22 protein-coding genes are annotated in these 21,232 nt (G+C 63.3%); 16 read left to right on the top strand and 6 right to left on the bottom strand.

Going from position 1 to position 21,232, the window contains the following annotated elements; translation table 11 throughout:
* The first annotated feature begins 1 nt into the window (after position 1).
* The 5 genes from EN804_RS10110 (at position 2) to EN804_RS10090 (ending at position 4,243) form a co-directional block, all read left to right on the top strand.
* Complete coding sequence (locus EN804_RS10110; protein ID WP_135866300.1) at positions 2-844, top strand: methyltransferase domain-containing protein; 843 nt, start codon at positions 2-4, stop codon at positions 842-844.
* Between the two features lie 14 nt (positions 845-858).
* Positions 859-2,172 carry an NAD-dependent dihydropyrimidine dehydrogenase subunit PreA gene (gene preA / locus EN804_RS10105; protein WP_135866302.1) on the top strand — a complete coding sequence of 438 codons (1,314 nt, stop codon included), beginning with the start codon at positions 859-861 and terminating at the stop codon, positions 2,170-2,172.
* 363 nt (positions 2,173-2,535) lie between these two features.
* Positions 2,536-3,054 (top strand): Rrf2 family transcriptional regulator, encoded by a 519-nt coding sequence (locus EN804_RS10100; RefSeq protein ID WP_135866435.1) that lies wholly within the window; start codon positions 2,536-2,538, stop codon positions 3,052-3,054.
* A 28-nt stretch (positions 3,055-3,082) separates the two neighbouring features.
* Positions 3,083-3,541: a carboxymuconolactone decarboxylase family protein gene (locus tag EN804_RS10095; RefSeq protein ID WP_135866304.1), complete on the top strand. Its 459-nt coding sequence runs from the start codon at positions 3,083-3,085 to the stop codon at positions 3,539-3,541.
* Between the two features lie 201 nt (positions 3,542-3,742).
* Positions 3,743-4,243 (top strand): hypothetical protein, encoded by a 501-nt coding sequence (locus EN804_RS10090; RefSeq protein WP_127279392.1) that lies wholly within the window; start codon positions 3,743-3,745, stop codon positions 4,241-4,243.
* A gap of 61 nt (positions 4,244-4,304) precedes the next feature.
* Here the strand turns inward: EN804_RS10090 and EN804_RS10085 are convergent, their stop codons facing one another.
* Positions 4,305-5,027 (bottom strand): SDR family oxidoreductase, encoded by a 723-nt coding sequence (locus EN804_RS10085; protein WP_135919297.1) that lies wholly within the window; start codon positions 5,025-5,027, stop codon positions 4,305-4,307.
* Positions 5,024-5,863 (bottom strand): SDR family NAD(P)-dependent oxidoreductase, encoded by an 840-nt coding sequence (locus tag EN804_RS10080; RefSeq protein ID WP_135866309.1) that lies wholly within the window; start codon positions 5,861-5,863, stop codon positions 5,024-5,026. Before EN804_RS10080 ends, EN804_RS10085 begins: the two co-directional genes overlap by 4 nt.
* A gap of 103 nt (positions 5,864-5,966) precedes the next feature.
* Here EN804_RS10080 and EN804_RS10075 point away from each other — a divergent pair, with 103 nt between their 5' ends.
* On the top strand, positions 5,967-6,854 hold the full coding sequence (locus tag EN804_RS10075; protein WP_127279389.1) for a helix-turn-helix transcriptional regulator: 888 nt from the start codon (positions 5,967-5,969) through the stop codon (positions 6,852-6,854).
* Between the two features lie 16 nt (positions 6,855-6,870).
* Here the strand turns inward: EN804_RS10075 and EN804_RS10070 are convergent, their stop codons facing one another.
* The gene (locus EN804_RS10070; protein WP_127279388.1) at positions 6,871-7,506 is read right to left on the bottom strand and encodes a TetR family transcriptional regulator C-terminal domain-containing protein; all 636 of its coding nucleotides are present in this window, start codon (positions 7,504-7,506) and stop codon (positions 6,871-6,873) included.
* Positions 7,507-7,731: 225 nt separating this feature from the next.
* On the opposite strand from EN804_RS10070, the gene EN804_RS10065 reads away from it, so the two are divergent.
* From EN804_RS10065 to EN804_RS10045, 5 genes are all read left to right on the top strand, one after another.
* Positions 7,732-9,060, top strand: a complete 1,329-nt coding sequence (locus EN804_RS10065) for an aspartate aminotransferase family protein (RefSeq protein ID WP_127871725.1) — start codon at positions 7,732-7,734, stop codon at positions 9,058-9,060.
* Positions 9,061-9,199: 139 nt separating this feature from the next.
* Positions 9,200-9,613: an endonuclease domain-containing protein gene (locus tag EN804_RS10060; RefSeq protein ID WP_246693404.1), complete on the top strand. Its 414-nt coding sequence runs from the start codon at positions 9,200-9,202 to the stop codon at positions 9,611-9,613.
* Positions 9,614-10,864 carry a Zn-dependent hydrolase gene (locus EN804_RS10055; RefSeq protein ID WP_127871723.1) on the top strand — a complete coding sequence of 417 codons (1,251 nt, stop codon included), beginning with the start codon at positions 9,614-9,616 and terminating at the stop codon, positions 10,862-10,864.
* 64 nt (positions 10,865-10,928) lie between these two features.
* Positions 10,929-12,380 (top strand): dihydropyrimidinase, encoded by a 1,452-nt coding sequence (gene hydA, locus EN804_RS10050; protein ID WP_127871722.1) that lies wholly within the window; start codon positions 10,929-10,931, stop codon positions 12,378-12,380.
* A gap of 2 nt (positions 12,381-12,382) precedes the next feature.
* The gene (locus EN804_RS10045) at positions 12,383-12,760 is read left to right on the top strand and encodes a hypothetical protein (RefSeq protein WP_135881948.1); all 378 of its coding nucleotides are present in this window, start codon (positions 12,383-12,385) and stop codon (positions 12,758-12,760) included.
* Positions 12,761-12,783: 23 nt separating this feature from the next.
* Here the strand turns inward: EN804_RS10045 and EN804_RS10040 are convergent, their stop codons facing one another.
* The gene (locus EN804_RS10040) at positions 12,784-13,188 is read right to left on the bottom strand and encodes a cupin domain-containing protein (protein ID WP_135881947.1); all 405 of its coding nucleotides are present in this window, start codon (positions 13,186-13,188) and stop codon (positions 12,784-12,786) included.
* Between the two features lie 138 nt (positions 13,189-13,326).
* Between EN804_RS10040 and EN804_RS10035 the strand changes: the two genes are divergently transcribed.
* From EN804_RS10035 to EN804_RS10015, 5 genes are all read left to right on the top strand, one after another.
* A complete protein-coding gene (locus EN804_RS10035; RefSeq protein WP_127871720.1) occupies positions 13,327-14,118 on the top strand; it encodes an ABC transporter ATP-binding protein in 792 nt (263 codons plus the stop codon).
* 396 nt (positions 14,119-14,514) lie between these two features.
* Positions 14,515-15,393, top strand: a complete 879-nt coding sequence (locus tag EN804_RS10030) for an ABC transporter permease (protein WP_135919295.1) — start codon at positions 14,515-14,517, stop codon at positions 15,391-15,393.
* Complete coding sequence (locus tag EN804_RS10025) at positions 15,390-16,544, top strand: ABC transporter permease (protein WP_135881944.1); 1,155 nt, start codon at positions 15,390-15,392, stop codon at positions 16,542-16,544. The genes EN804_RS10030 and EN804_RS10025 overlap by 4 nt, the downstream gene beginning before the upstream one ends.
* Positions 16,545-16,583: 39 nt before the next feature.
* Entirely contained in the window at positions 16,584-17,555 is a 972-nt protein-coding gene (locus EN804_RS10020; RefSeq protein ID WP_027160663.1) for an ABC transporter substrate-binding protein, read from the top strand.
* A gap of 203 nt (positions 17,556-17,758) precedes the next feature.
* Positions 17,759-18,202, top strand: coding sequence for a CHRD domain-containing protein (locus tag EN804_RS10015; protein ID WP_127279293.1), 444 nt, complete (start codon positions 17,759-17,761; stop codon positions 18,200-18,202).
* 133 nt (positions 18,203-18,335) lie between these two features.
* On the opposite strand, the gene EN804_RS10010 is transcribed toward EN804_RS10015, so the two are convergent.
* Both EN804_RS10010 and EN804_RS10005 read right to left on the bottom strand, forming a co-directional pair.
* Positions 18,336-19,985 carry a thiamine pyrophosphate-binding protein gene (locus tag EN804_RS10010; protein WP_135866322.1) on the bottom strand — a complete coding sequence of 550 codons (1,650 nt, stop codon included), beginning with the start codon at positions 19,983-19,985 and terminating at the stop codon, positions 18,336-18,338.
* Entirely contained in the window at positions 19,982-21,157 is a 1,176-nt protein-coding gene (locus tag EN804_RS10005; RefSeq protein ID WP_135919294.1) for a CaiB/BaiF CoA-transferase family protein, read from the bottom strand. Before EN804_RS10005 ends, EN804_RS10010 begins: the two co-directional genes overlap by 4 nt.
* Between the last annotated feature and the right edge of the window lie 75 nt (positions 21,158-21,232).

Genomic DNA, 21,232 nt, shown 5'->3' with positions numbered 1-21,232 from the left:
CATGGCCACGGTGGAACCGGGCATTGCCCGTCACTACGAGATTTCAGGCCTGGAGGAGCGGATCATTGCGGCGCTCGCCGATACGGGCGTCGATGTTGCCCATTTGCGCGCCGGCGATCTCGAAGCGGTCGACGAATTCCACATTGGCGGCGTGGCCGCCACCAGGGACCTTATCAGCCAGCTTGGGTTGAAGCCAGGAGCCAGGCTGCTGGATATCGGATCGGGGATAGGGGGACCGGCCCGCTTTGTCGCCAACAATGCCGGCGTCGACGTCACCGGCATCGACCTGACGCAAAGCTATGTCGATATCGCGACCAGCCTGTCGAGGCGGACGGGAATGGCCGGCAAGACCCACTTCGTGCAAGGCAGCGCGCTGGACATGCCGTTCGCCAAGGCCGGCTTCGATGCGGCAATGATCCTGCATGTCGGCATGAACCTTCCCGACAAGGCGAAGCTGATGAGCGAGGCCGCCCGTGTGCTGAAGCCCGGCGGCGTCTTTGCCGTCTACGACGTGATGCGGCTCAAGGATGGAGCTCTGACCTACCCGCTTCCGTGGGCATCCAACGAGACCATATCCTTCGTCGCCACGCCCGACGATTACCGCTCGGCCGCGGCGGCGGCGGGCTTCTCGGTGACCGCGGAGCGGCCGCGCGGCGCCTTCGCCGTCGAGTTTTTCGCCGCGATGCGTGCCCGGCTGGCCGCCGCGCAAGCCGAAGGCAGGAAGCCATCGCCCGGCCTCGGCCTCGTCATGGGCGAGGACGCCCGCACCAAGATGGCCAACCTCATCGCTGCCCTCGAGGGCGGCATTCTCGCGCCCGTCGAACTGCTTCTTCGTCTCGGTTGAAAGGGACCCCTGTCATGGCTGATATCAGAAACAATTTCGTCGGTATCAAATCGCCCAACCCGTTCTGGCTGGCGTCGGCGCCGCCGACCGACAAGGCCTACAATGTCATCCGCGCCTTCAAGGCGGGTTGGGGCGGTGTGGTCTGGAAGACCCTGGGCGAAGAGGGGCCGCCGGTGGTCAACGTCAACGGTCCGCGCTACGGCGCGATCTGGGGCGCCGACCGGCGTCTGCTCGGCCTCAACAACATCGAGCTGATCACCGACCGCGACTTGCAGACCAATCTGCGCGAGATGAAGCAGGTCAAGATGGATTGGCCCGACCGTGCGCTGATCGCCTCGATCATGGTGCCTTGCGAGGAAGAGAGCTGGAAGGCCATCCTGCCGCTGGTCGAGGAGACGGGGGCGGACGGCATCGAGCTCAATTTCGGCTGCCCGCACGGCATGTCCGAGCGCGGCATGGGCGCGGCCGTCGGCCAGGTGCCGGAATATATCGAAATGGTGGTGCGCTGGTGCAAGCAATACACGCGCATGCCGGTCATCACCAAGCTGACGCCCAACATCACTGACATCCGCAAGCCCGCGCGCGCTGCCCATGCCGGCGGCACCGACGCGGTGTCGCTGATCAACACCATCAATTCGATCACCGGCGTCGACCTCGACAGTTTCGCGCCGATGCCGACCATCGACGGCAAGGGCTCGCATGGCGGTTATTGCGGCCCGGCGGTGAAGCCGATCGCCATGAACATGGTGGCGGAGATCGCCCGCGACCCCGAAACGCGCGGCCTGCCGATCTCCGGCATCGGCGGTATCACCACATGGCGGGACGCCGCCGAATTCATGGCGCTTGGCGCCGGCAATGTGCAGGTCTGCACGGCGGCGATGACCTATGGCTTCAAGATCGTGCAAGAGATGATCGCCGGTCTCGAAAACTGGATGGACGATAAGGGCCATCGCTCGCTCGACGACGTCATCGGGCGCGCCACGCCCAATGTCACCGACTGGCAGTATCTCAACCTCAACTATGTCGCCAAGGCGCATATCGACCAGGACGCCTGCATCAAATGCGGCCGCTGCCACATCGCCTGCGAGGATACCTCGCACCAGGCGATCACCAACGTCGTCAACGGAATCAGGCATTTCGAGGTGATCGAGGCCGAATGCGTCGGCTGCAATCTGTGCGTCAATGTCTGCCCGGTTGACAATTGCATCACCATGGAGCCGCTGGCGGCGGGCGTGATGGACCAACGCACCGGCAAGCCCGTGTCGCCGGTCTACGCCAACTGGACGACGCACCCGAACAACCCGATGGCCAAGGTGGCGGCGGAGTAGGGTTTGCTCCAGCATAAGAAGGGCTGCTTGGCAGAACTTAGGTTCCTCGCCCCACGAAAGTGGGGAGAGGTGGCCCGGCGAAGCCGGGACGGAGAGGGGACTTCGGGACGACTGGGAACTGCCCAAGGCTCCTGATCCTCTTTACGCGCGCCTCCTCCTCACCGGTTGCATCTTCACAAAGGTCGTCCCCTCTCCGTCCCGGCTTCGCCGGGCCACCTCTCCCCCGCTCCGCGGGGTGCGAGGAACCCAAGTCTTGCTAAGCGGCGTGCCGGAACCACCAGAATTAGCAGGCAATCTCCATTTTCCTATTGCCGATAAAAATTATCCACGATAAAAGATATCCATGAATTGGAGATCATCACGATGAAGCTGGGCGAGGGCGTTGAGGCGGCCATCCACTGTGCGGCGACGCTGGCCAGTGTGGACGGCAACAGCACCATGCCGGGCGCGGCACTGGCGGAAGCGTTCGGCCTGTCGCCGAGCTATCTCCTGAAGCATCTCAATATGTTGAGCGCGGCGCGCATTCTGGAATCGGTGCCGGGTCCGGCGGGCGGCTATCGGCTGGCGCGGGCTGCGGAACGCATCACACTGCTCGACATCGTGCTGGCCGTCGAGGGCCGCGAACCCGCGTTTCGCTGCGGCGAGATCCGCCGCAACGGTCCGGTCAAGATCGATGCCTCGGCCTATGTCAAACCTTGCGGCATCAATGCCGCGATGCTGAAGGCGGAGCGCGCCTACCGGGCAGCGCTGGCCGAGGTGAAACTGTCCGACATCGTGGCGGATTACGCGGCGGAAGGCGACCCCAGATCGTTTGCCGCGAGCTGCGCCTTTGTCGAGCGCCATCAGCGGCCGCAGAAATCCAGTTCAACCAACCAAACCTAACCCTCCCGACGATGCGAAAGGAAAGACGATGAAACAGAGAATGCAGTTCTTCGCCAAGGCGCCCGAAATCATGAAGGCGGTCTCGGCGCTCAACAAGGCGGTCGACGAATGCGGGCTGGAGGTGAGCCTGCTGCACCTGATCAAGCTCAGGGCTTCGCAGATCAATGGCTGTTCCTTCTGCGTCGAGATGCACAGCCGCGAAGCCAGGCGCGACGGCGAAACCGAGCAAAGGCTCTATCTGGTTTCCGCCTGGAAGGAATCGCCGCTGTTTTCCGAGCGTGAACGCGCCGCGCTGGCCTGGACCGAGGCGGTGACGCTGGTCGCCGACAACGGCGTGTCGGACGAGCTCTATGCGCGCACGTTGGAGCATTTTTCGGAAGAGGAGCTGGTCAAGCTATCCGTCGCGGTCGGCATGATCAACACCTGGAACCGGCTCTGCGTCCCGTTCCACGCCATCCATCCGATGCCCGCCGCCAAGGCGGCCTGATTATCCGACTGTGTTTGGAGCGCCGTCGAGGGGCGCGGCGCTCCAACTGTTTCAAGGGGAGTTTAATGCCCGCCGATTTGCCCCACCTTGTGGTTCTCTCGGCTGCCTGCTGCTCGGCGCGCGCCGTCATGGCAGCGCCGATACTTATTGTTAGGACAGTGCCGATATCTAATCTCTAATCGTAACTTCGTTGAGCGTTAGATGTATATTCTCAGAGGGAGAAGCCGAGACACCCTGAGATGGCTGCTTATGGGAGGAGGGCTGGCAGTTGTCATTGTCGTCCTTCTGGAACATTTTCAGTCAATTACGGCTAGGGATTCCTTCGTTTTATTAGATGCCTATTTTATATCGAGCTTGCTGGCAATTGTTGTCCTATTGCGAAAATCGGACGAGAAAAGCTTTCTGGCGTCCCCTTTATTCCTGGGGAAATCAGCAACTCGCTTCACCCTATTTGTCTATTTGGTTTATGGCTCAATCGCGCTGTACCCTTTTGTGGAAAAGCGCTTTCGTTCTGAATTCATAGGCGAGATCGGCTTTTTCATACTTCTCCTGGTAATGGGGTTCCCTGACGTCCTCCTTTTTCTTCGAGCAAAGGCCGATTCCGGGAAACCTATCTATCAAAGGGCAAATCTGTTTGGCTTTTGGATAGTGCTGCTGTTCGTCATCGCGGCAATCGGTGCTGGGATAGTCGCCGGGCGGTAGCACCCCCGGCTCATCCAAGTCGCAATACCTTTGTCACGTTTCTCCCAGCCGCATGCACTTCCTATGCCGCGAACCGTAGGCCGCCGTCGCAGGTCAGCACCTGGCCGGTCATGAAGCTGTTGGAAACGAGGAAGGCGATCGCCGATGCGACGTCCTCGGCGCGACCGATGCGGCCGACCGGCGTTTTCCCCGCATATTCGGCAAAGACTGCTTGCCGCTGCTCCTCCGGCAGAAAGTCCCACCACGGCGTGTCGATGACGCCGGGCGCCACGACGTTGACGCGCAGCGGCTTCAACTCCACCGCCAGGATCGGCGCCACGGTCAGCAGCATGCCATTGATGGCGCCGATGCCGGCGACGCCGGGCATCGCGACCTGAGCCGACACCGCCGAAATGAAGGTGACCGATCCCGATTTGTTCAGCGTCGGCAAGGCGGCCTGCAGGCAGGACAGTTGCGGCCGCACCTTTTCGTCGACGCCGCCGGCGATGTCGGCGAGATCGAGCGTCTCGAACGGTCCGAGGCCCTTGCCGCCGCTCGCCGCCAGAACGAGGTGGTCGAACGGACCGAGCCGATCGAAGAACTGGCGCACCTCATCGGGCTTCGACGCGTCGAAGGCGGCCTTGTCGGCTGCGCCACCAAGGCTTTTCCAGGCGCTGACGAGCTTGTCCTGGTTGCGCCCGGTGATGGTGACCTTCATGCCCGGGCCGAGCAGTTTGCGCGCTGTCGCCAGGCCGATGCCGGACGAGCCGCCGATGATGACTGTGTGTTCGGTTGTGACGGTCATGACGGTTCTTCCTTCGATTTTGGCGAAGCCAGCCCGACGAGGTCGAGGCTCAGGCTTCGCAATTGCTGTCTTGCCCTGGCATCGTAAGCCTGGGCGTCGGCGCGGGATTCGCGCAGTCCGTCGAAATAGAGGCCGCTGCGGCCTTCGAGCTTTTGCGCGGTGGCGAGGTTCAAGATGGCGTCGGCGCCGGTTTCGACCGAACTCCATGGCTTCACCCCCGCCTGACGGACCATGGTGGTGTTCATGTAGCTCGCCGGATGCAGCGCGTTGACGGTGACGCCGCTGCCTTTCAACTGCTCGGCCAGATCCATGGTGAACAGGATCTGCGCCAGCTTGCTCTGGCAGTAGGCGCGCACGCCGCTATAGCCGTGGGTCAGCATGACGTCGTTGAAGTCGATCGCCTGCTGGCCGGCGGACGCCACATTGACGATGCGCGCCGGGGCACTTGCCCTGAGCAGCGGCAGCAGCTCCGAGGTCAGCAGGAAGCCGGCGAGATAGTTGACGGCAAAGCGAAGTTCGTGGCCGTCGGCGCTCGTCTGTCGCTTGTCGCCAGCCGTGCCGACGCCGGCATTGTTGATGAGGACGTCGAGGCGGCTCGTCCTGGCGCGCACGGCCTCGGCGAGGCGCCTTACCTCCGCCAGCGACGCGAGATCGGCCGCGAGAAACTCGGCCTTGCCGCCGGCGGCTTCGATCTCGGCGATAACGGCTTTGCCGCGTGTGGCATCGCGGCCATGCACCAGTACCCGTGCGCCGGAGGCGCCCAGCCATTGCGCCACGACCCGGCCGACGCCGTCGGTCGATCCGGTGATGAGAATGGTCTTGTCTTTCAATTCCATGTTCAGAGCCTCCTGTTGCTGCTCCGAACGCAAGATGGGACGCTTCGCCCACGGCAAACAGTTCAAACTTTATCCTGGTATCAATACTGCTATAATAGCCGGTATGAACGCTTCCATCTCTGCTGCCCCCACCCAATCAGCCGACGAGAGCCGCCGGCGCGAACTCGGCGCCTTCCTGCGTTCGCGCCGGGAAAGGCTGACGCCGTTGGCCACCGGCATCGCAACAGGTCCGCGACGGCGCACGCCGGGTCTGCGGCGCGAGGAAGTTGCGATGATCGCCGGTGTCGGCACTACCTGGTACACCTGGCTCGAACAGGGCAGGGACGTGCGGCCCTCGGTCGAAGTGCTCTCGGCGCTCTGCGAGGCGTTGCGCCTCGACGCCGTCGAGAAGCGGCATCTGTTCATTCTCGCCGGCCGCCAGCAGCCGGAACGTCGTGTGGCGGCGCCCGAGAAGGTGGACGCTACGCTGTTGCATATGCTGCAAAGCCTCGTCCTGCAGCCGGCCCAAGTGGTCGGCCGGCGCTGGGATGTGCTTGCCTGGAACCCGGCCGCGGCGGCTGTGTTCGGCGACTATGGCCTGCTGGAGGGCGACAGCAGAAACATCGTCCACATGGTGTTCACCAATCCGCACCATCGCCGCCTGCTGGTCGACTGGGAAGAACTCGCCCGTGTGGTGCTCGCCTCGTTTCGTGCCGAAAGCGCCAAATATGTCGGCGATCCCGATTTCGACAGGCTGATCGCCCTGATGATGAGTTCAAGTCCCGAGTTCCGTGACTGGTGGCCGCGGCGCGACGTGGCGCGCAGGCTGACCGGCGTGAAGCACGTTCGGCATCCCAAGGCCGGCTTGATGGCTTTCGAGCATATGAGCCTGTCGATCGACGACGGCTCGGACATGCGGCTGATCGTCTATACACCGCTTGCCGAGCAGAACTCGGTCGCCAAGCTGCAACAATTGCTCGACGCGATGCCGGCCGAACGGCGCAGCGCGTGAGGCCTTGTGGAATTGGTCAGCCCTTCGGCTTCAGCCCATCGAGGAACAATTGCTCAAGGAAGCGGGCGGCATCCTCGAATCGGCCGTCGCCGCCGCGGTTCGGGCCGAGCACGGCGCGGACCTGGACGTCGAAATCGGCATAGTGCTGGGTGGTCGCCCAGATCGAGAAGATCAGGTGCCAGGGATCGGTCCTGGCGATCTTGCCGGCGCGCATCCAGCCCTTGATGACCGCTGCTTTCTCGTCGACCAGCGTCTTCAGTTCGCCCGCCAGCAGCGGCATGATGCGCGGTGCCCCCTGCAGGATCTCGTTGGCGAACAGCCGGCTCTCGCGCGGAAAATCGCGCGCCATTTCCAGCTTTCGCCTGATGTAGCTCCTGAGCTCGGTCATCGGATCGCCGATATCGTCGAGTTCCCTCAGCGGCGCCAGCCAGGTTTCGAGCAGCCGTTCCATCAAGGTCTCGTGAATGTCTTCCTTGCGGCGGAAATAGTAGAGCAGGTTCGGCTTCGACATGCCGGCGGCTTCGGCGATCTGGTCGATGGTCGAGCCGCGGAAGCCGTTGGTGGAGAACACTTCGAGCGCGGCCTCCAGGATCAGTTCGCGCTTTTCCTGCTGGATGCGGGTGCGGCGAGGGGCTTGCGTGCTGATGGTCACCGTTGCGGACCCTCGCATTGACGGTCATCTGGACCAATTCTCTGGACCAGTTTTTCCCTAGCCTGTGGAACGCACTTCAGGAGCCGCATTTCCGCTAGTAATCCTTGACCGCCGACAGGGCGGTGCTAACGTTTGTCCAATCGGTCAAAATTTGCGTAGCATGAAAGCGCGGCAAAGACCAAGCGTTGGACGCACCGAAACAGGTTACAAGGGGAAGTCTTGGTCATGTCCAACCGGCTGAAAGTCACGCCGAACGATCTCAGCGCATTCTGGATGCCGTTCACGGCAAACCGGCAGTTCAAGCAGGCGCCGCGCATGTTCGTGTCCGCCAAGGACATGCACTACACCACCAGCGACGGTCGCAAAGTGCTGGACGGCACCGCCGGCCTCTGGTGCGTCAACGCCGGCCACTGCCGCCCGAAGATCACCGAGGCGATCCAGCACCAGGCCGCCGAACTCGACTACGCCCCGGCCTTCCAGATGGGCCATCCGATCGTGTTCGAACTGGCGAACCGCCTGGTCGACATCGCGCCCAAGGGCATGGACCATGTGTTCTTCACCAATTCCGGTTCGGAATCGGTCGAGACGGCGTTGAAGATGGCGATCGCCTATCACCGCGTGAAGGGCGAGGGCTCGCGCACCCGGCTCATCGGCCGCGAGCGCGGCTATCACGGCGTCAATTTCGGCGGCATCTCGGTCGGCGGCATCGTCACCAACCGCAAGATGTTCGGCACGCTGCTGGGCGGCGTCGACCATATGCCCCACACCCACCTTCCGGAGAAGAACGCCTTCTCCAAGGGCGTGCCGGAGCATGGCGCGGAGCTCGCCAACGAGCTGGAGCGCATCGTCGCCCTGCATGACGCCTCGACCATTGCCGCCGTCATCGTCGAGCCGGTCGCCGGGTCAACGGGCGTCATCCTGCCGCCGAAGGGCTATCTCGAGAAGCTGCGCGAGATCTGCACCAAGCACGGCATCCTGTTGATCTTCGATGAGGTCATCACCGGTTTCGGCCGCCTCGGCGCGCCGTTCGCCGCCGATTATTTCGGCGTCACGCCCGACATCATGACCACCGCCAAGGGTGTCTCCAACGGCGTCATCCCGATGGGCGCGGTGTTCGTGAAGAAGGAAATCCACGACGCCTTCATGACCGGCCCCGAGCACATGATCGAGTTCTTCCACGGCTATACCTATTCGGGCAATCCGATCGCCTGTGCGGCGGCACTCGGCACGCTCGACACCTACAAGGAAGAAGGACTGCTCACCCGCGGCGAGGAACTGTCGCCCTATTGGGAAGATGCGCTGCATTCGCTGAAGGGCGAGCCGCATGTCATCGACATCAGGAACATCGGCCTGATCGGCGCGATCGAGCTGGCACCGATCGCCGGCAGTCCGACCAAGCGGGCCTTCTCCGCCTTCGTCAAGGCCTTCGAGCGCGGCGCGCTGATCCGCACCACCGGCGACATCATCGCACTGTCGCCGCCGCTGATCATCACCAAGGGCCAGATCAACGAACTGATCGACCATGTGCGTGAAGTTTTGAGGTCTATCGATTGAAGATCTGGGCGCGGATATCCCTCCCCCTCGAGGGGAGGGTGGCCGCGAAGCGGTCGGGTGGGGTCGGTGCGACCGGGCGCCGACCTGATCTTTTGCCGCGAGGCCGCCGTTGATGCCCCGGACTCGCGTGAGTTTCGAAATGCGCCAGAAGGCGCGCGCGCTTCGAGTTCACGCGACCAAGGGCGAATCCCTGCTCTGGTATGAACTGCGCGAGCTGAAATCGACCGGCATCAAATTCCGCCGCCAGTGCCCGATTGGACCGTACATCGTCGACTTCGCCTGTTTTGGTGTGAAACTGGTGGTCGAAGTGGATGGCGATCTGCACGAACACGAAAAGGGCAAACGGCACGACGCCGTTCGTGATGCTTATCTGCGTTCGCTCGGGTTCGATATCTTTCGCGTTGACGAGCCCGATGTCATAAACAGCGCCTGGCATGTCGCGCAGGCGGTCAAGGGGAAGGTCGAGCTTATGTCAGGCGACCCCACCCGACCGCTTCGCGGCCACCCTCCCCTCGAGGGGGTGGGGGACGCCGCGCAATTGGAGAGGTTTTGAATGGCCGCACCCGGCGAAAATCTGCGAATCAATTCAGACCGTTTGTGGGATTCGCTGATGGAGATGGCGAAGATCGGCCCCGGCATTGCCGGCGGCAACAATCGCCAGACCGTGACCGACGAGGACGGCGAGGGCCGGCATCTGTTCAAGCGCTGGTGCGATGCGGCCGGGCTCGAAATGGGCGTCGACGAAATGGGCACCATGTTTGCCCGTCGTGAAGGCACCGACCCCAGCCTGCCGCCGGTCTATGTCGGCAGCCATCTCGATACGCAGCCGACCGGCGGCAAGTATGACGGCGTGCTCGGCGTTCTCGGCGGCCTGGAGATCGTGCGCTCGCTCAACGATCTCGGCATCAAGACGAAACATCCGATCGTCGTCACCAACTGGACCAACGAGGAAGGCGCGCGCTTCGCGCCGGCGATGATGGCCTCCGGTGTGTTCGCCGGCGTGCTCGACCAGGCCGACGTCTACGAGCACACGGACAAGAACGGCAAGAAATTCGGCGAGGAACTGGAGCGCATCGGCTGGAAGGGCACCGAAAAGGTCGGCGACCGCAAGATCCACGCCTTCTTCGAACTGCATATCGAACAGGGCCCGATCCTCGAGGACGAAGACATCGACATCGGCGTCGTCACCCACGGCCAAGGCCTGAAATGGCTGCAGGTGACGCTGACCGGCAAGGAGGCGCATACCGGCTCGACCCCGATGCCCAAGCGCCGCAACGCCGGGCTCGGCATGGCGCGCGTGATCGAGCTGGTGCACGAGATCGCCATGGACTACCAGCCCGACGCGGTCGGCGCTGTCGGGCACATGGAAGTCTATCCGAACTCGCGCAACATCATCGCCGGTCGCACCATCTTCACCATCGACATTCGTTCGCCCGAAAAGGAAGTGCTCGATGCCATGGATGGCCGCATCCGCGAAGGCATCGACACGATCTGCGACGCGCTGGATATCAAATACGAGATCGAGCAGGTCGGCCATTTCGATCCGGTCACCTTCGACAGGGACTGCGTCAAGGCAATCCGCGATGCCGCCGATCGGCTCGGTTACACGCACCGCAACATCGTCTCTGGTGCCGGCCACGATGCGTGCTGGATCAACCGCGTGGCGCCGACCGCCATGGTGATGTGCCCTTGCGTCGACGGGTTGTCGCACAACGAGGCCGAGGAGATCACCAAGGAATGGGCATCGGCCGGCGCCGATGTGCTGTTCCACGCGGTGGTGGAGACGGCCGTCATCGTGGAGTGAACTAAGAGATCTACATTCGAAACGCCGCTCACCAACAAGCGCGAAGAGAACAGGGAACAGATGAATGACCAAAGTCATCAAGAACGGTACTGTCGTCACCGCCGACCGCACGTGGAAGGCCGATGTGCTGTTCAGCCACGGCAAGATCGTCGCCATCGGCTCGGACCTGCACGGCGACCATGAGTACGACGCCACCGGCTGCTATGTCATGCCGGGCGGCATCGACCCGCACACCCATCTCGAAATGCCGTTCATGGGCACCTATTCGGCCGACGATTTCGAATCAGGTACGCGAGCGGCCCTTGCCGGCGGCACGACCATGGTGGTCGATTTCTGCCTACCGGCGCCGCAGCAATCGCTGCTCGAAGCCCTGCAGATGTGGGACAACAAGACCTCCAAGGCTGCATGCGACTATTCCTTCCACATGGCGATCACCTGGTGGGGCAAGCAGGTGTTCGACGAGATGGCCACGGTGGTCGACAGGGGCATCACATCGTTCAAGCACTTCATGGCCTACAAGGGCGCGCTGATGGTCGACGACGACGAGATGTATGCGTCGTTCCAGCGCTGCGCCGACCTTGGCGCGCTGCCGCTGGTCCATGCCGAGAATGGCGATGTGGTCGCGGCGTTGTCGCAGAAGCTGCTCGCGGCCGGCAATAATGGGCCTGAGGGCCACGCCTATTCGCGTCCACCGGAAGTGGAGGGCGAGGCGACCAACCGCGCCATCATGATCGCCGACATGGCCGGCGTGCCGCTCTATGTCGTGCATGTCTCCTGCGAGCAGAGCCATGAGGCGATCCGGCGGGCGCGCCAGAAAGGCATGCGGGTGTTCGGCGAGCCGCTGATCCAGCACCTGACCCTCGATGAGAGCGAGTATTTCGACAAGGACTGGGACCATGCGGCGCGCCGCGTGATGAGCCCGCCCTTCCGCAACAAACTGCACCAGGATTCGCTGTGGGCGGGCCTGCAGGCCGGATCGCTGCAGGTGGTGGCGACCGACCATTGCGCCTTCACCACGGACCAGAAGCGTTTCGGCCTCGGCAATTTCACCAAGATCCCCAACGGCACCGGTGGCCTCGAGGACCGGTTGCCGGTGCTGTGGACCAGAGGCGTCAACACCGGGCGGCTGACGATGAACGAGTTCGTCGCGGTGACCTCGACCAACATCGCCAAGATCCTCAACATGTATCCGAAGAAGGGCGCCATCGTCGAAGGCGCGGATGCCGACATCATCGTCTGGGATCCCCAGCGCAAGAAGACCATATCTTCGAAGAAGCAGCAGTCTGTCATCGATTACAATGTGTTCGAAGGCGTCGAGGTGACCGGCCTGCCGCGCTTCGTGTTCTCGCGCGGCGAACTGTCGATCGAGGAGGCAGAGGTCAAGGCGAAGCCCGGCCATGGCGAGTTCGTAGGGCGGGAGCCGAACGCCGCGGTCAACCGGGCGCTGTCGACGTGGAAAGAGATCACCGCGCCGCGCAAGGTCGAGCGGACGGGCATCCCGGCGACGGGGGTTTGACCATGCGCGCCATTCATCTTGCCATGGCCGCCGCGGCGCTGTTGTCAGCGGGCCATGCGTCGGCAGCCGGCATCGATCTCAGCAAGCCTTATGGCGACAAGTATGGCTGCATCAACAAGAACGGTCAGGAAGTCGCCGCCGATCAGATGCTGCTTCTGACCGACAAGGAACTGATCACGGCGGCCAGCGCCTGCACCTTCACCGAGACGAAGGCGCAGGCCGATGGCTCGTTGACGATCAAGGCCGAGTGCGAAGCCGAAGGTGAGGACGGCAAGTCGCCGGCCACCTTCACCATCAAGCGCAGCGCCAAGAATGCCAAGAAACTTTCTGTCGTCGACGAGGACGGCAATGTGATGGGTGAAGTCTCCCGGTGCAAATGATGGCGACCACCCTCGCGTCGGTGTCAGGCGACGAGCGCATCCAGTTCCGGCAGCAGGACGACGCTTTCCTGTTCGTTGGGATCGGTGCGGGCAATGACGGCCGAGGAAGGGGCGTTGCTGAGATTGGCCGGCAGATGCGGCACGCCAGCCGGGATGTAGAAGAGGTCGCCGGCCTTGACGACGATGTGATGCTCGAGCCGGTCGCCATACCAGGTATGGACTTCGCCGGAGAGCACGTAGATCGCCGTCTCGTGGTTCTCGTGCAGATGCGCCTTGGCGCGGGCGCCGGGCGGTATGGTCAGCACGTGCATGCAGATGCCGGATGAACCGACCGTTTCGGTCGCGATGCCGGCCAGATAGGTCAACCCCTGCTTGCCTTCATAGGTGCTGTCAGGGCGAATAAGACGACAAGTGGGTTTGGGCGACATCGGGGAAACTCCGGGCGTCGATTGAGTGGAACAAGGTCGGTGGGCCAATGGGACAGGGCAAGTGGAAAACAACATCGCGATAAAAGCAACCGGATTTCAGCCGGCGCCCCGGTGCGGTGACAAGGCAGGCCGCAACCGATGACGGGATCTTCGCCAGCCGTCGTCTCGGCAAGCAAGCTTGGCCTCACCTTCCAGACCAATGACGGCCCGGTCCAGGCGCTGTCCAATGTCGACCTGACCATCGGCAAGGGTGAGTTCGTCTCCTTCATCGGGCCGTCCGGCTGCGGCAAGACCACGCTGCTGCGCGTCATCGCCGATCTGGAGAAGCCGACTTCGGGGATGATTTCGGTCAACGGCATGACGCCGGAACAGGCGCGCGAGAAACGCGCCTATGGCTATGTCTTCCAGGCAGCCGCCCTGTTTCCCTGGCGCACCATCGAGCGCAATGTGGCGCTGCCGCTGGAGATCATGGGCCTGTCCAAGACCGAGCAGGCGGAGCGGATCAAGCGCACGCTCGACCTCGTCAACCTCACCGGCTTCGAGAAGAAATATCCCTGGCAGCTTTCCGGCGGCATGCAGCAGCGCGCCTCGATCGCGCGCGCCTTGGCCTTCGACGCCGACCTCCTGTTGATGGACGAGCCGTTCGGCGCGCTGGACGAGATCGTGCGCGACCACCTCAACGAGCAATTGCTGCAACTGTGGGGCCGGACCAACAAGACCATCTGCTTCGTCACCCACTCCATTCCGGAGGCCGTCTATCTGTCGACCCGCATCGTCGTCATGTCGCCGCGTCCGGGCCGGGTCAGCGACATCATCGAATCGACGCTGCCGAAGGAGCGGCCGCTCGACATCCGCGAGACACCCGAATTCCTGGCGATCGCCGCGCGGGTGCGCGACGGGTTGAGGGCGGGGCATAGTTATGATGATTGAGCGCCCCGGCAAGCGAGCGATCAACCTCGCCTTCGTCATCCTGGGGTGGAGCAGGCGCGCAGCGGCCTGCGCTATGGAAGCCGCCCGCCGCGATTTCGTCATCCTAGGGCGAAGCAAGGAGCGAAGCGACGCGGCGCAGACCCTAGGATCCATGCCGTTACTTCTGAGCTCCGCAACGGTGCAAAACGATGCACCCTCCGCTGTGCCTTCGAAGGGGAATTTTCTCTACTGCTTACACTCCTTGATCGACGTCACGGAATGGATCCTAGGGTCTGCGCGACGCTTCGCGTCGCTCCGCCCTAGGATGACGAGCGCGAAGGTGGTCGACCTCCGCTTCGCTCCGGCCACCCTCTCCCCGATGGGGAGAGGAGGGCGCCTCGCTGGCGAGGCCTCCTGATGGACACCTTCCGCGACAAACTCGTCCCCGTCACCTCGATCCTCGCTGGCGTGGTCGTGCTCTGGTACGTTTTCGCCGTCATCCTCAACGCGCCGTTCCAGCGCGATCTCGACACCCGTGCCAACGAAACCCCCGGCACTGTCGAGTTCATCGGCAAGACGCTGTTGCAGCCGAAGCCGACGTTGCCGGCGCCGCATCAGGTGGCGGTGAATTTCTACGAGAACACGTTTCTGCGGCCCATCAACTCGAACCGAAGCCTCGTCTACAATGCCTGGGTGACGCTGTCCTCGACGCTGCTCGGCTTTGCCTTCGGCACCGCGCTCGGCATCGTCATTGCCGTCGGCATCGTGCATGTGGCGACGCTCGACCGCAGCCTGATGCCGTGGATCATCGCCTCGCAGACCATTCCGATCCTGGCGGTGGCGCCGATGATCATCGTCGTGCTGGCGGCGATCGGCATCACCGGGCTGATCCCGAAGGCGATGATCTCGACCTATCTGTCGTTCTTCCCGGTGACGGTCGGCATGGTGAAGGGCCTGCGCTCGCCCGAGATCATGCATCTCGACCTGATGCACACCTACAATGCCAGCCGCACGCAAACCTTCTGGAAATTGCGCGTGCCCGCCTCGGTGCCGTTCCTGTTCACCTCGATGAAGGTGGCGGTGGCGGCAAGCCTGGTCGGCGCCATCGTCGGCGAACTGCCGACAGGCGCGGTCGCCGGCATCGGCGCCAAGCTTTTGGCCGGCGCCTATTACAGCCAATCGATCGACATTTGGTCGGCGCTGGTCGCGGGCTCGATCGTGGCGGCACTTCTGGTCATGGTGGTCGGCATTGCCGGCCGCATCGTCGACCGCGCCATGGGCGGGAGGCCGGCATGAACTGGCTGAAACCTTCCTGGCAAGCGGTGCTGGCGATTGCGCTGTGCCTGATCGCGGTCGCGCTTGGCGCCATGTCGAGGCCGGAAGCGGCAGCGCTTGCGGACCCGACGGCGAGCATCAACTATCCCTATCTGGGAACGAAGGGCTTGATGCTCGGCCTTGCCGTGGTCGCGGCGCTGATCTCGATGGTCAGGATTCCATCCGTTGCAGAGGCCGTCGTGCTGTTCATCGGCGCGCATCTCGTCGCCTGGCTGCTGATATCGGGGATCGCAGGTTTCGAAGGCGCGGCACTGGCGCCGTATTTCCTGCTGCTGACGGCCGTCTGGCTGCTAGGCTGGCGTTGCGTCGCGGTGCTGTCGGGGCTCCGCCCGATAGCGGGTTGGGCGCGGACCGCTTTGCGTCTGATCATCCCCGCCATCTTCGGCGCCTGGATACTGATCATCTGGGAGGCGGTGACGCGGGGCGCCGGCATCCCCTTCATCCTGCTGCCGCCGCCGAGCGCGATCGGCGCGCGCATCGCCGGTTCGCTGCCGATACTCGGCGCCGATGTCCGGCAGACCATCTTCAAGGCGGTGCTCTTCGGCTATGTCGTGGGCAGCGGCGCCGGCTTCATCACCGCCATCCTTGCCGACCGCGTGCCGTTCCTGCGGCGCGGGCTCTTGCCGATCGGCAACATGGTCTCGGCGCTGCCGATCATCGGCGTGGCGCCGATCATGGTGATGTGGTTCGGCTTCGACTGGCAGTCCAAGGCGGCCGTCGTCATCATCATGACCTTCTTCCCGATGCTGGTGAACACGGTCGCCGGGCTTGCCGCGTCCGGCCATATGGAGCGCGACCTAATGCGCACCTATGCGTCCGGTTATTGGCCGACGCTCATCAAGCTCCGGCTGCCGGCGGCAGCACCCTTCATCTTCAACGCGCTGAAGATCAACTCGACGCTGGCGCTGATCGGCGCCATCGTCGCCGAGTTCTTCGGCACGCCGGTTGTCGGCATGGGATTCCGCATTTCGACCGAGGTCGGGCGGATGAACATCGACATGGTCTGGGCCGAAATCGCAGTTGCAGCACTTGCGGGTTCGGTCTTTTATGGCGTGGTCGCCCTTGTCGAAAGGGCCGTCACGTTTTGGCATCCCTCTGTCCGTGGTGGATAGGGGCGGTGGGTTAGGGCACTAACTTCAGAGGGTAAAAAAATGAAAAGACTTATTATTCCAGTTCTGGCCGGCGCGATGTCGCTGGCCGCGTTCCAGGCAATGGCCGCCGACAAGGTGACCTTGCAGCTGAAATGGGTCACGCAGGCGCAGTTTGCCGGCTACTATGTCGCCAAGGCCAAAGGCTTCTATGAGGCCGAAGGCCTCGATGTCGACATCAAGCCGGGCGGCCCCGACATCGCACCCGAGCAGGTGATCGCGGGCGGCGGCGCCGACGTCATCGTCGACTGGATGGGTGGCGCGCTCGCCGCGCGCGAAAAGGGCGTGCCGCTGGTCAACATCGCCCAGCCCTTCAAGAAGGCCGGCATGGAACTGGTCTGCCCGAAGGATGGGCCGATCAAGACCGAGGCCGACTTCAAGGGTCATACGCTGGGCGTCTGGTTCTTCGGCAATGAATATCCTTTCTACGCATGGATGAACAAGCTCGGGCTCAAGACCGAGGGCGGCCCGGACGGCGTCACCGTCTTGAAGCAGAGCTTCGACGTGCAGCCGCTGATCCAGAAGCAGGCCGACTGCATCTCGGTCATGACCTACAATGAGTACTGGCAGCTGATCGACGCCGGCTACAAGCCCGAACAGCTCACCGTGTTCAACTACTCGGCGATGGGCAACGACCTGCTCGAGGACGGGCTCTACGCCTCGGAAGACAAGCTCAAGGATCCGGCCTTCGAGGACAAGATGGTGCGCTTCGTGCGCGCCTCGATGAAGGGATGGAAATACGCCGTCGACAACAATGACGAAGCTGCCGGGATCGTCATGGACGGCGGTGGCCAGGACGAGAACCACCAGAAGCGCATGATGAGCGAAGTCGCCAAGCTGATCGACAATGCCGACGGCAAGCTCGACCCGGCGACGTATGAGCGCACCGCCAAGGCGCTGCTCGACCAGAAGATCATCACCAAGGAGCCGACCGGCGCCTACACCACGGCCATTACCGACAAGGCGGTCAAGTAAGCCGGGCTGGCGCGATCAACAGCGCCTGCGACCGGTTTGACGGCTGATACCAAAAGGGGCGGGCGACCGCCCCTTTTCCATGCGCTCCAATCACAAAACCGTGTGCAGGGATACATTGCGCCGCCCATCCGTTGCAATGAAGCATGCGCGCGTCGGGGGAACCGCGACGCATGCTTTATTCAATATTCAATCGGAGGTTCTTCATGCGCGCTCACTCCTTCCTTCCGGCGCTATCGGCGCTCGCTATTTCCACCGCTTTCCTGTTCGCATCACCGGCCATGGCCGAGATGGTGAAATACAAGGCGACCCTCGATGGCGGCCAGCAGAGCCCGGCCGTCACCACCAAAGGCAAGGGGACGGCCACTCTCACCTTCGACACGACCAAGAAGAAGCTCAGCTGGAACGTGAAGTATTCCGGCCTCAGTGGCCCGGCAGTGGCCGCGCATATCCACGGCCCGGCGGCAATGGGTGAAAACGCTGATCCCGTGATCCCGTTCAAAGGCAAGCTGAAGAGCCCGATCAAGGGGTCGGCCACGTTGACCGATGCGCAGGCCGCTGACCTGGAGGCCGGCAAGTATTACGTCAACGTGCACACGGCCGCCCACAAGGACGGCGAGATTCGTGGCCAAATCGAAAAGGCGATGTAGGGTCCGGAGCGCCGCTCGCGCTTGAAAGCCGGCGGGACAGCGCCCCCCTCTGTCCTGCCGGACATCTCCCCTACATGGGGGGAGATCGGCAGCTTGGAATGCAGCACCTTTTCTTTGGAGCCGATCGGTTCCTTCAGCTTTTGTCGCGAATCTGCGTCATCGTGCGGGTCGGCGTGATCGCCTCGGGATCGAGCCGGATTTCGACGATCGCCGGCTTGCCGCTGGCGCGGGCACGTTCGAAGGCAGGCGCAAAGTCTTCGGTCTTCTCGACAGTCTCGCCATGGCCGCCATAGGCGCGGGCAAGCGACGCGAAGTCGGGATTTTTCAGGTCGGTGCCGACCACACGGCCCGGATATTCGCGCTCCTGATGCATGCGGATGGTGCCGTAGATGCCGTTGTTGACGACGACGACGATGATAGGCAGGTCGTATTGTACGGCGGTGGCGAATTCCTGGCCGTTCATCAGGAAGCAGCCGTCGCCGGCGAAGGCGACCACGGTGCGCTCCGGATAAAGCGCCTTGGCGGCGACGGCCGCTGGCGTGCCGTAACCCATCGAGCCGGAGGTCGGTGCTCCTTGCGTGGCGAAGCGGCGGAAGCGATGGAAGCGATGCACCCAGGTGGCGTAATTGCCGGCGCCATTGGTGAGGATGGCGTCGTCGGGCAATACCTTTTCCAGGTAATTCATGATCGGCCCCATCTGCACCGGGCCGGGGCCGCTTTCCGGCGGCGTCGACCAGTCGAGATAGGCGGCGTGCAACTTTGGCGTTTCTTCCGCCCAGGCCGGCATTCCGGCCGGCTTGCGCTTGGCGAAAGCCTCCACGAAAGCCGCGGGCGATGCATTGATCGCCAGCGTCGGGCGGTAGACCCGGCCGAGTTCGCCGGCATCGGCATGGACGTGCACCAGTGCCTGGTCGGGATAAGGGCTCTTCAGCAGCGTATAGTCCGAAGATGGCATCTCGCCCATGCGGCCGCCGATCAAGAGAACGACGTCGGCCTGCTTGATCGCCGCCGCCAGCTTCGGATTGATGCCGATGCCGACATCACCGGCATAGTTCGGGTGCAGATGGTCGAACAGCATCTGGCGGCGGAAGGAACAGCCGACAGGAAGCGACCAGGTCTCGGCGATTTCGTGCATCCGCGCCACGGCGTCCGCGTTCCAGCGCGTGCCGCCGAGGATGACGAAGGGACGCTTCGCGCTGCCCAGCAGCATTTCCAGCGCGTCGAGCTCGGCCCCGCCTGGATAGGTCTCGACCGGCGTATGGGGAAGTGCTTGCGGCGCCTTGACCTCGCTGGTCAGCATGTCCTCGGGCAGCGAGATGACCACCGGGCCAGGCCGGCCCGACGTTGCCACGGCGAAGGCGCGGGTGACGAATTCGGGGATGCGCGAGGCGTCGTCGATCTCGACCACCCACTTGGCGATGTCGCCGAAAAACCTGACATAGTCCACCTCCTGGAACGCCTCGCGTTCCTTGGCATGGCTGGCGACCTGGCCGATGAACAGGATGAGCGGAACCGAATCCTGCATGGCGATGTGGACGCCGGCCGAAGCGTTGGTGGCGCCGGGGCCGCGGGTGACGAAGCAGATGCCGGGCTTGCCGGTCAACCGGCCCTGGCAGTCGGCCATCATGGCGGCGCCGCCTTCCTGGCGGCAGACGATGGTGCGGATCGAAGAGTCATGCAGCGCATCGAGCACCGCAAGGTAGGATTCGCCCGGCACGCAGAAGATACGGTCGGTGCCGTTGGCTTCGAGGGCGTCGACGATCAGTTGTCCACCGGTCTTCATTTCCCAGACTTCTCCAGTTCGGCAAGGATTTCGTCAGTGTGCTCGCCAAGGCGCGGCGAGGGGCGTTCATAGGTGAGCGGTGTGCCCGACATCACCATCGGCGCGCGCACCGACGGCAGGCGGTTGCCATGGCCGTCGTCAAGGTCGAGCCGCATGCCGCGGGCAATGGTCTGCGGATCGGCGAACATCTGGCCGATCGTGTTGATCGGGCTTGCCGGCACGCTGGCGGCTTCGAGCTTCGCCAGCAGCTGATCGCGATCCCAGGTCTTCAGCGCCTCGATGATGCGTGCGCGAAGGTCCACGCGGTTGGCGACGCGGGCGGGATTGGTGGCGAAATCGGGATTCGCCGGCAAATCGTCCAGCCCGACGGCGGCGCAGAATTTGCCGAACTGGCCGTCATTGCCGACAGCCAGGATGATGTGGCCGTCCCTGACCGGAAGCACTTCGTACGGGGCAATGTTCATATGCGCATTGCCCATCTGCACTGGCGACTTGCCCGAGACGAGATAGTTGAGGTTCTGGTTGCCGAGCGCCGAGATCTGGGTGTCGAACAGCGCCATGTCTATGTGCTGGCCCTCGCCGGTCTGTTCGGCATGGCGAAGTGCGGCCTGGATGGCGATCACCGAATAGAGACCGGTGAAGATGTCCGAGATGGCGACGCCTGCCTTTTGCGGCTCGCGGCCGGCCTCACCGGTGATCGACATCATGCCGGCCATGGCCTGGATGATGAAGTCGTAACCGGCGCGTGGCGCATAAGGCCCGTCCTGGCCGAAGCCGGTGATGGAGCAGTAGACCAGGCGAGGGTTGATTTTCTTCAGACTGCCGTAGTCGAGCCCGTATTTCTTCAGGCCGCCGAGCTTGAAGTTCTCGATCAGCACATCCGCCGTCGCGACCAGCCGGCGCACCGTCTCGGCGCCTTCCGGCGTCGAAAAGTCGATGGCGATGGAACGCTTGCCGCGATTGCAGGAATGGTAATAGGCGGCTGACAGGTTCTCGCCGTCATGGCTCATGACGAAGGGCGGACCCCATTTGCGGGTGTCGTCGCCGCCATCGGGGCTCTCGACCTTGATGACATCGGCGCCGAGATCGGCAAGCAACTGCCCGGCCCAGGGGCCGGCAAGAATGCGGGCGAGTTCGACGACGCGGACGCCTTTCAGCGGGGGTTCGGCCATAAATCACCGTGGTTGCCGCAATCACCGTGATTGCCGCGAAAGCAGTGCCTCTATCAAGCCCGGCAGCAGCTGTCA

The organism is Mesorhizobium sp. M8A.F.Ca.ET.161.01.1.1, assembly GCF_004792105.1.
GTDB lineage: Bacteria > Pseudomonadota > Alphaproteobacteria > Rhizobiales > Rhizobiaceae > Mesorhizobium.
Note: the sequence above shows the minus strand (reverse complement) of the source record. Positions and strands in the feature narration are given on the sequence as shown.

Coding starts and splice junctions, on each gene's coding strand:
- EN804_RS10110 (WP_135866300.1), top strand. CDS start 2: ATGGCCACGGTGGAACCGGGCATTGCCCGTCACTACGAGATTTCAGGC.
- preA (WP_135866302.1), top strand. CDS start 859: ATGGCTGATATCAGAAACAATTTCGTCGGTATCAAATCGCCCAACCCG.
- EN804_RS10100 (WP_135866435.1), top strand. CDS start 2,536: ATGAAGCTGGGCGAGGGCGTTGAGGCGGCCATCCACTGTGCGGCGACG.
- EN804_RS10095 (WP_135866304.1), top strand. CDS start 3,083: ATGAAACAGAGAATGCAGTTCTTCGCCAAGGCGCCCGAAATCATGAAG.
- EN804_RS10090 (WP_127279392.1), top strand. CDS start 3,743: ATGTATATTCTCAGAGGGAGAAGCCGAGACACCCTGAGATGGCTGCTT.
- EN804_RS10085 (WP_135919297.1), bottom strand. CDS start 5,027: ATGACCGTCACAACCGAACACACAGTCATCATCGGCGGCTCGTCCGGC.
- EN804_RS10080 (WP_135866309.1), bottom strand. CDS start 5,863: ATGGAATTGAAAGACAAGACCATTCTCATCACCGGATCGACCGACGGC.
- EN804_RS10075 (WP_127279389.1), top strand. CDS start 5,967: ATGAACGCTTCCATCTCTGCTGCCCCCACCCAATCAGCCGACGAGAGC.
- EN804_RS10065 (WP_127871725.1), top strand. CDS start 7,732: ATGTCCAACCGGCTGAAAGTCACGCCGAACGATCTCAGCGCATTCTGG.
- EN804_RS10060 (WP_246693404.1), top strand. CDS start 9,200: ATGCGCCAGAAGGCGCGCGCGCTTCGAGTTCACGCGACCAAGGGCGAA.
- EN804_RS10055 (WP_127871723.1), top strand. CDS start 9,614: ATGGCCGCACCCGGCGAAAATCTGCGAATCAATTCAGACCGTTTGTGG.
- hydA (WP_127871722.1), top strand. CDS start 10,929: ATGACCAAAGTCATCAAGAACGGTACTGTCGTCACCGCCGACCGCACG.
- EN804_RS10045 (WP_135881948.1), top strand. CDS start 12,383: ATGCGCGCCATTCATCTTGCCATGGCCGCCGCGGCGCTGTTGTCAGCG.
- EN804_RS10040 (WP_135881947.1), bottom strand. CDS start 13,188: ATGTCGCCCAAACCCACTTGTCGTCTTATTCGCCCTGACAGCACCTAT.
- EN804_RS10035 (WP_127871720.1), top strand. CDS start 13,327: ATGACGGGATCTTCGCCAGCCGTCGTCTCGGCAAGCAAGCTTGGCCTC.
- EN804_RS10030 (WP_135919295.1), top strand. CDS start 14,515: ATGGACACCTTCCGCGACAAACTCGTCCCCGTCACCTCGATCCTCGCT.
- EN804_RS10025 (WP_135881944.1), top strand. CDS start 15,390: ATGAACTGGCTGAAACCTTCCTGGCAAGCGGTGCTGGCGATTGCGCTG.
- EN804_RS10020 (WP_027160663.1), top strand. CDS start 16,584: ATGAAAAGACTTATTATTCCAGTTCTGGCCGGCGCGATGTCGCTGGCC.
- EN804_RS10015 (WP_127279293.1), top strand. CDS start 17,759: ATGCGCGCTCACTCCTTCCTTCCGGCGCTATCGGCGCTCGCTATTTCC.
- EN804_RS10010 (WP_135866322.1), bottom strand. CDS start 19,985: ATGAAGACCGGTGGACAACTGATCGTCGACGCCCTCGAAGCCAACGGC.
- EN804_RS10005 (WP_135919294.1), bottom strand. CDS start 21,157: ATGGCCGAACCCCCGCTGAAAGGCGTCCGCGTCGTCGAACTCGCCCGC.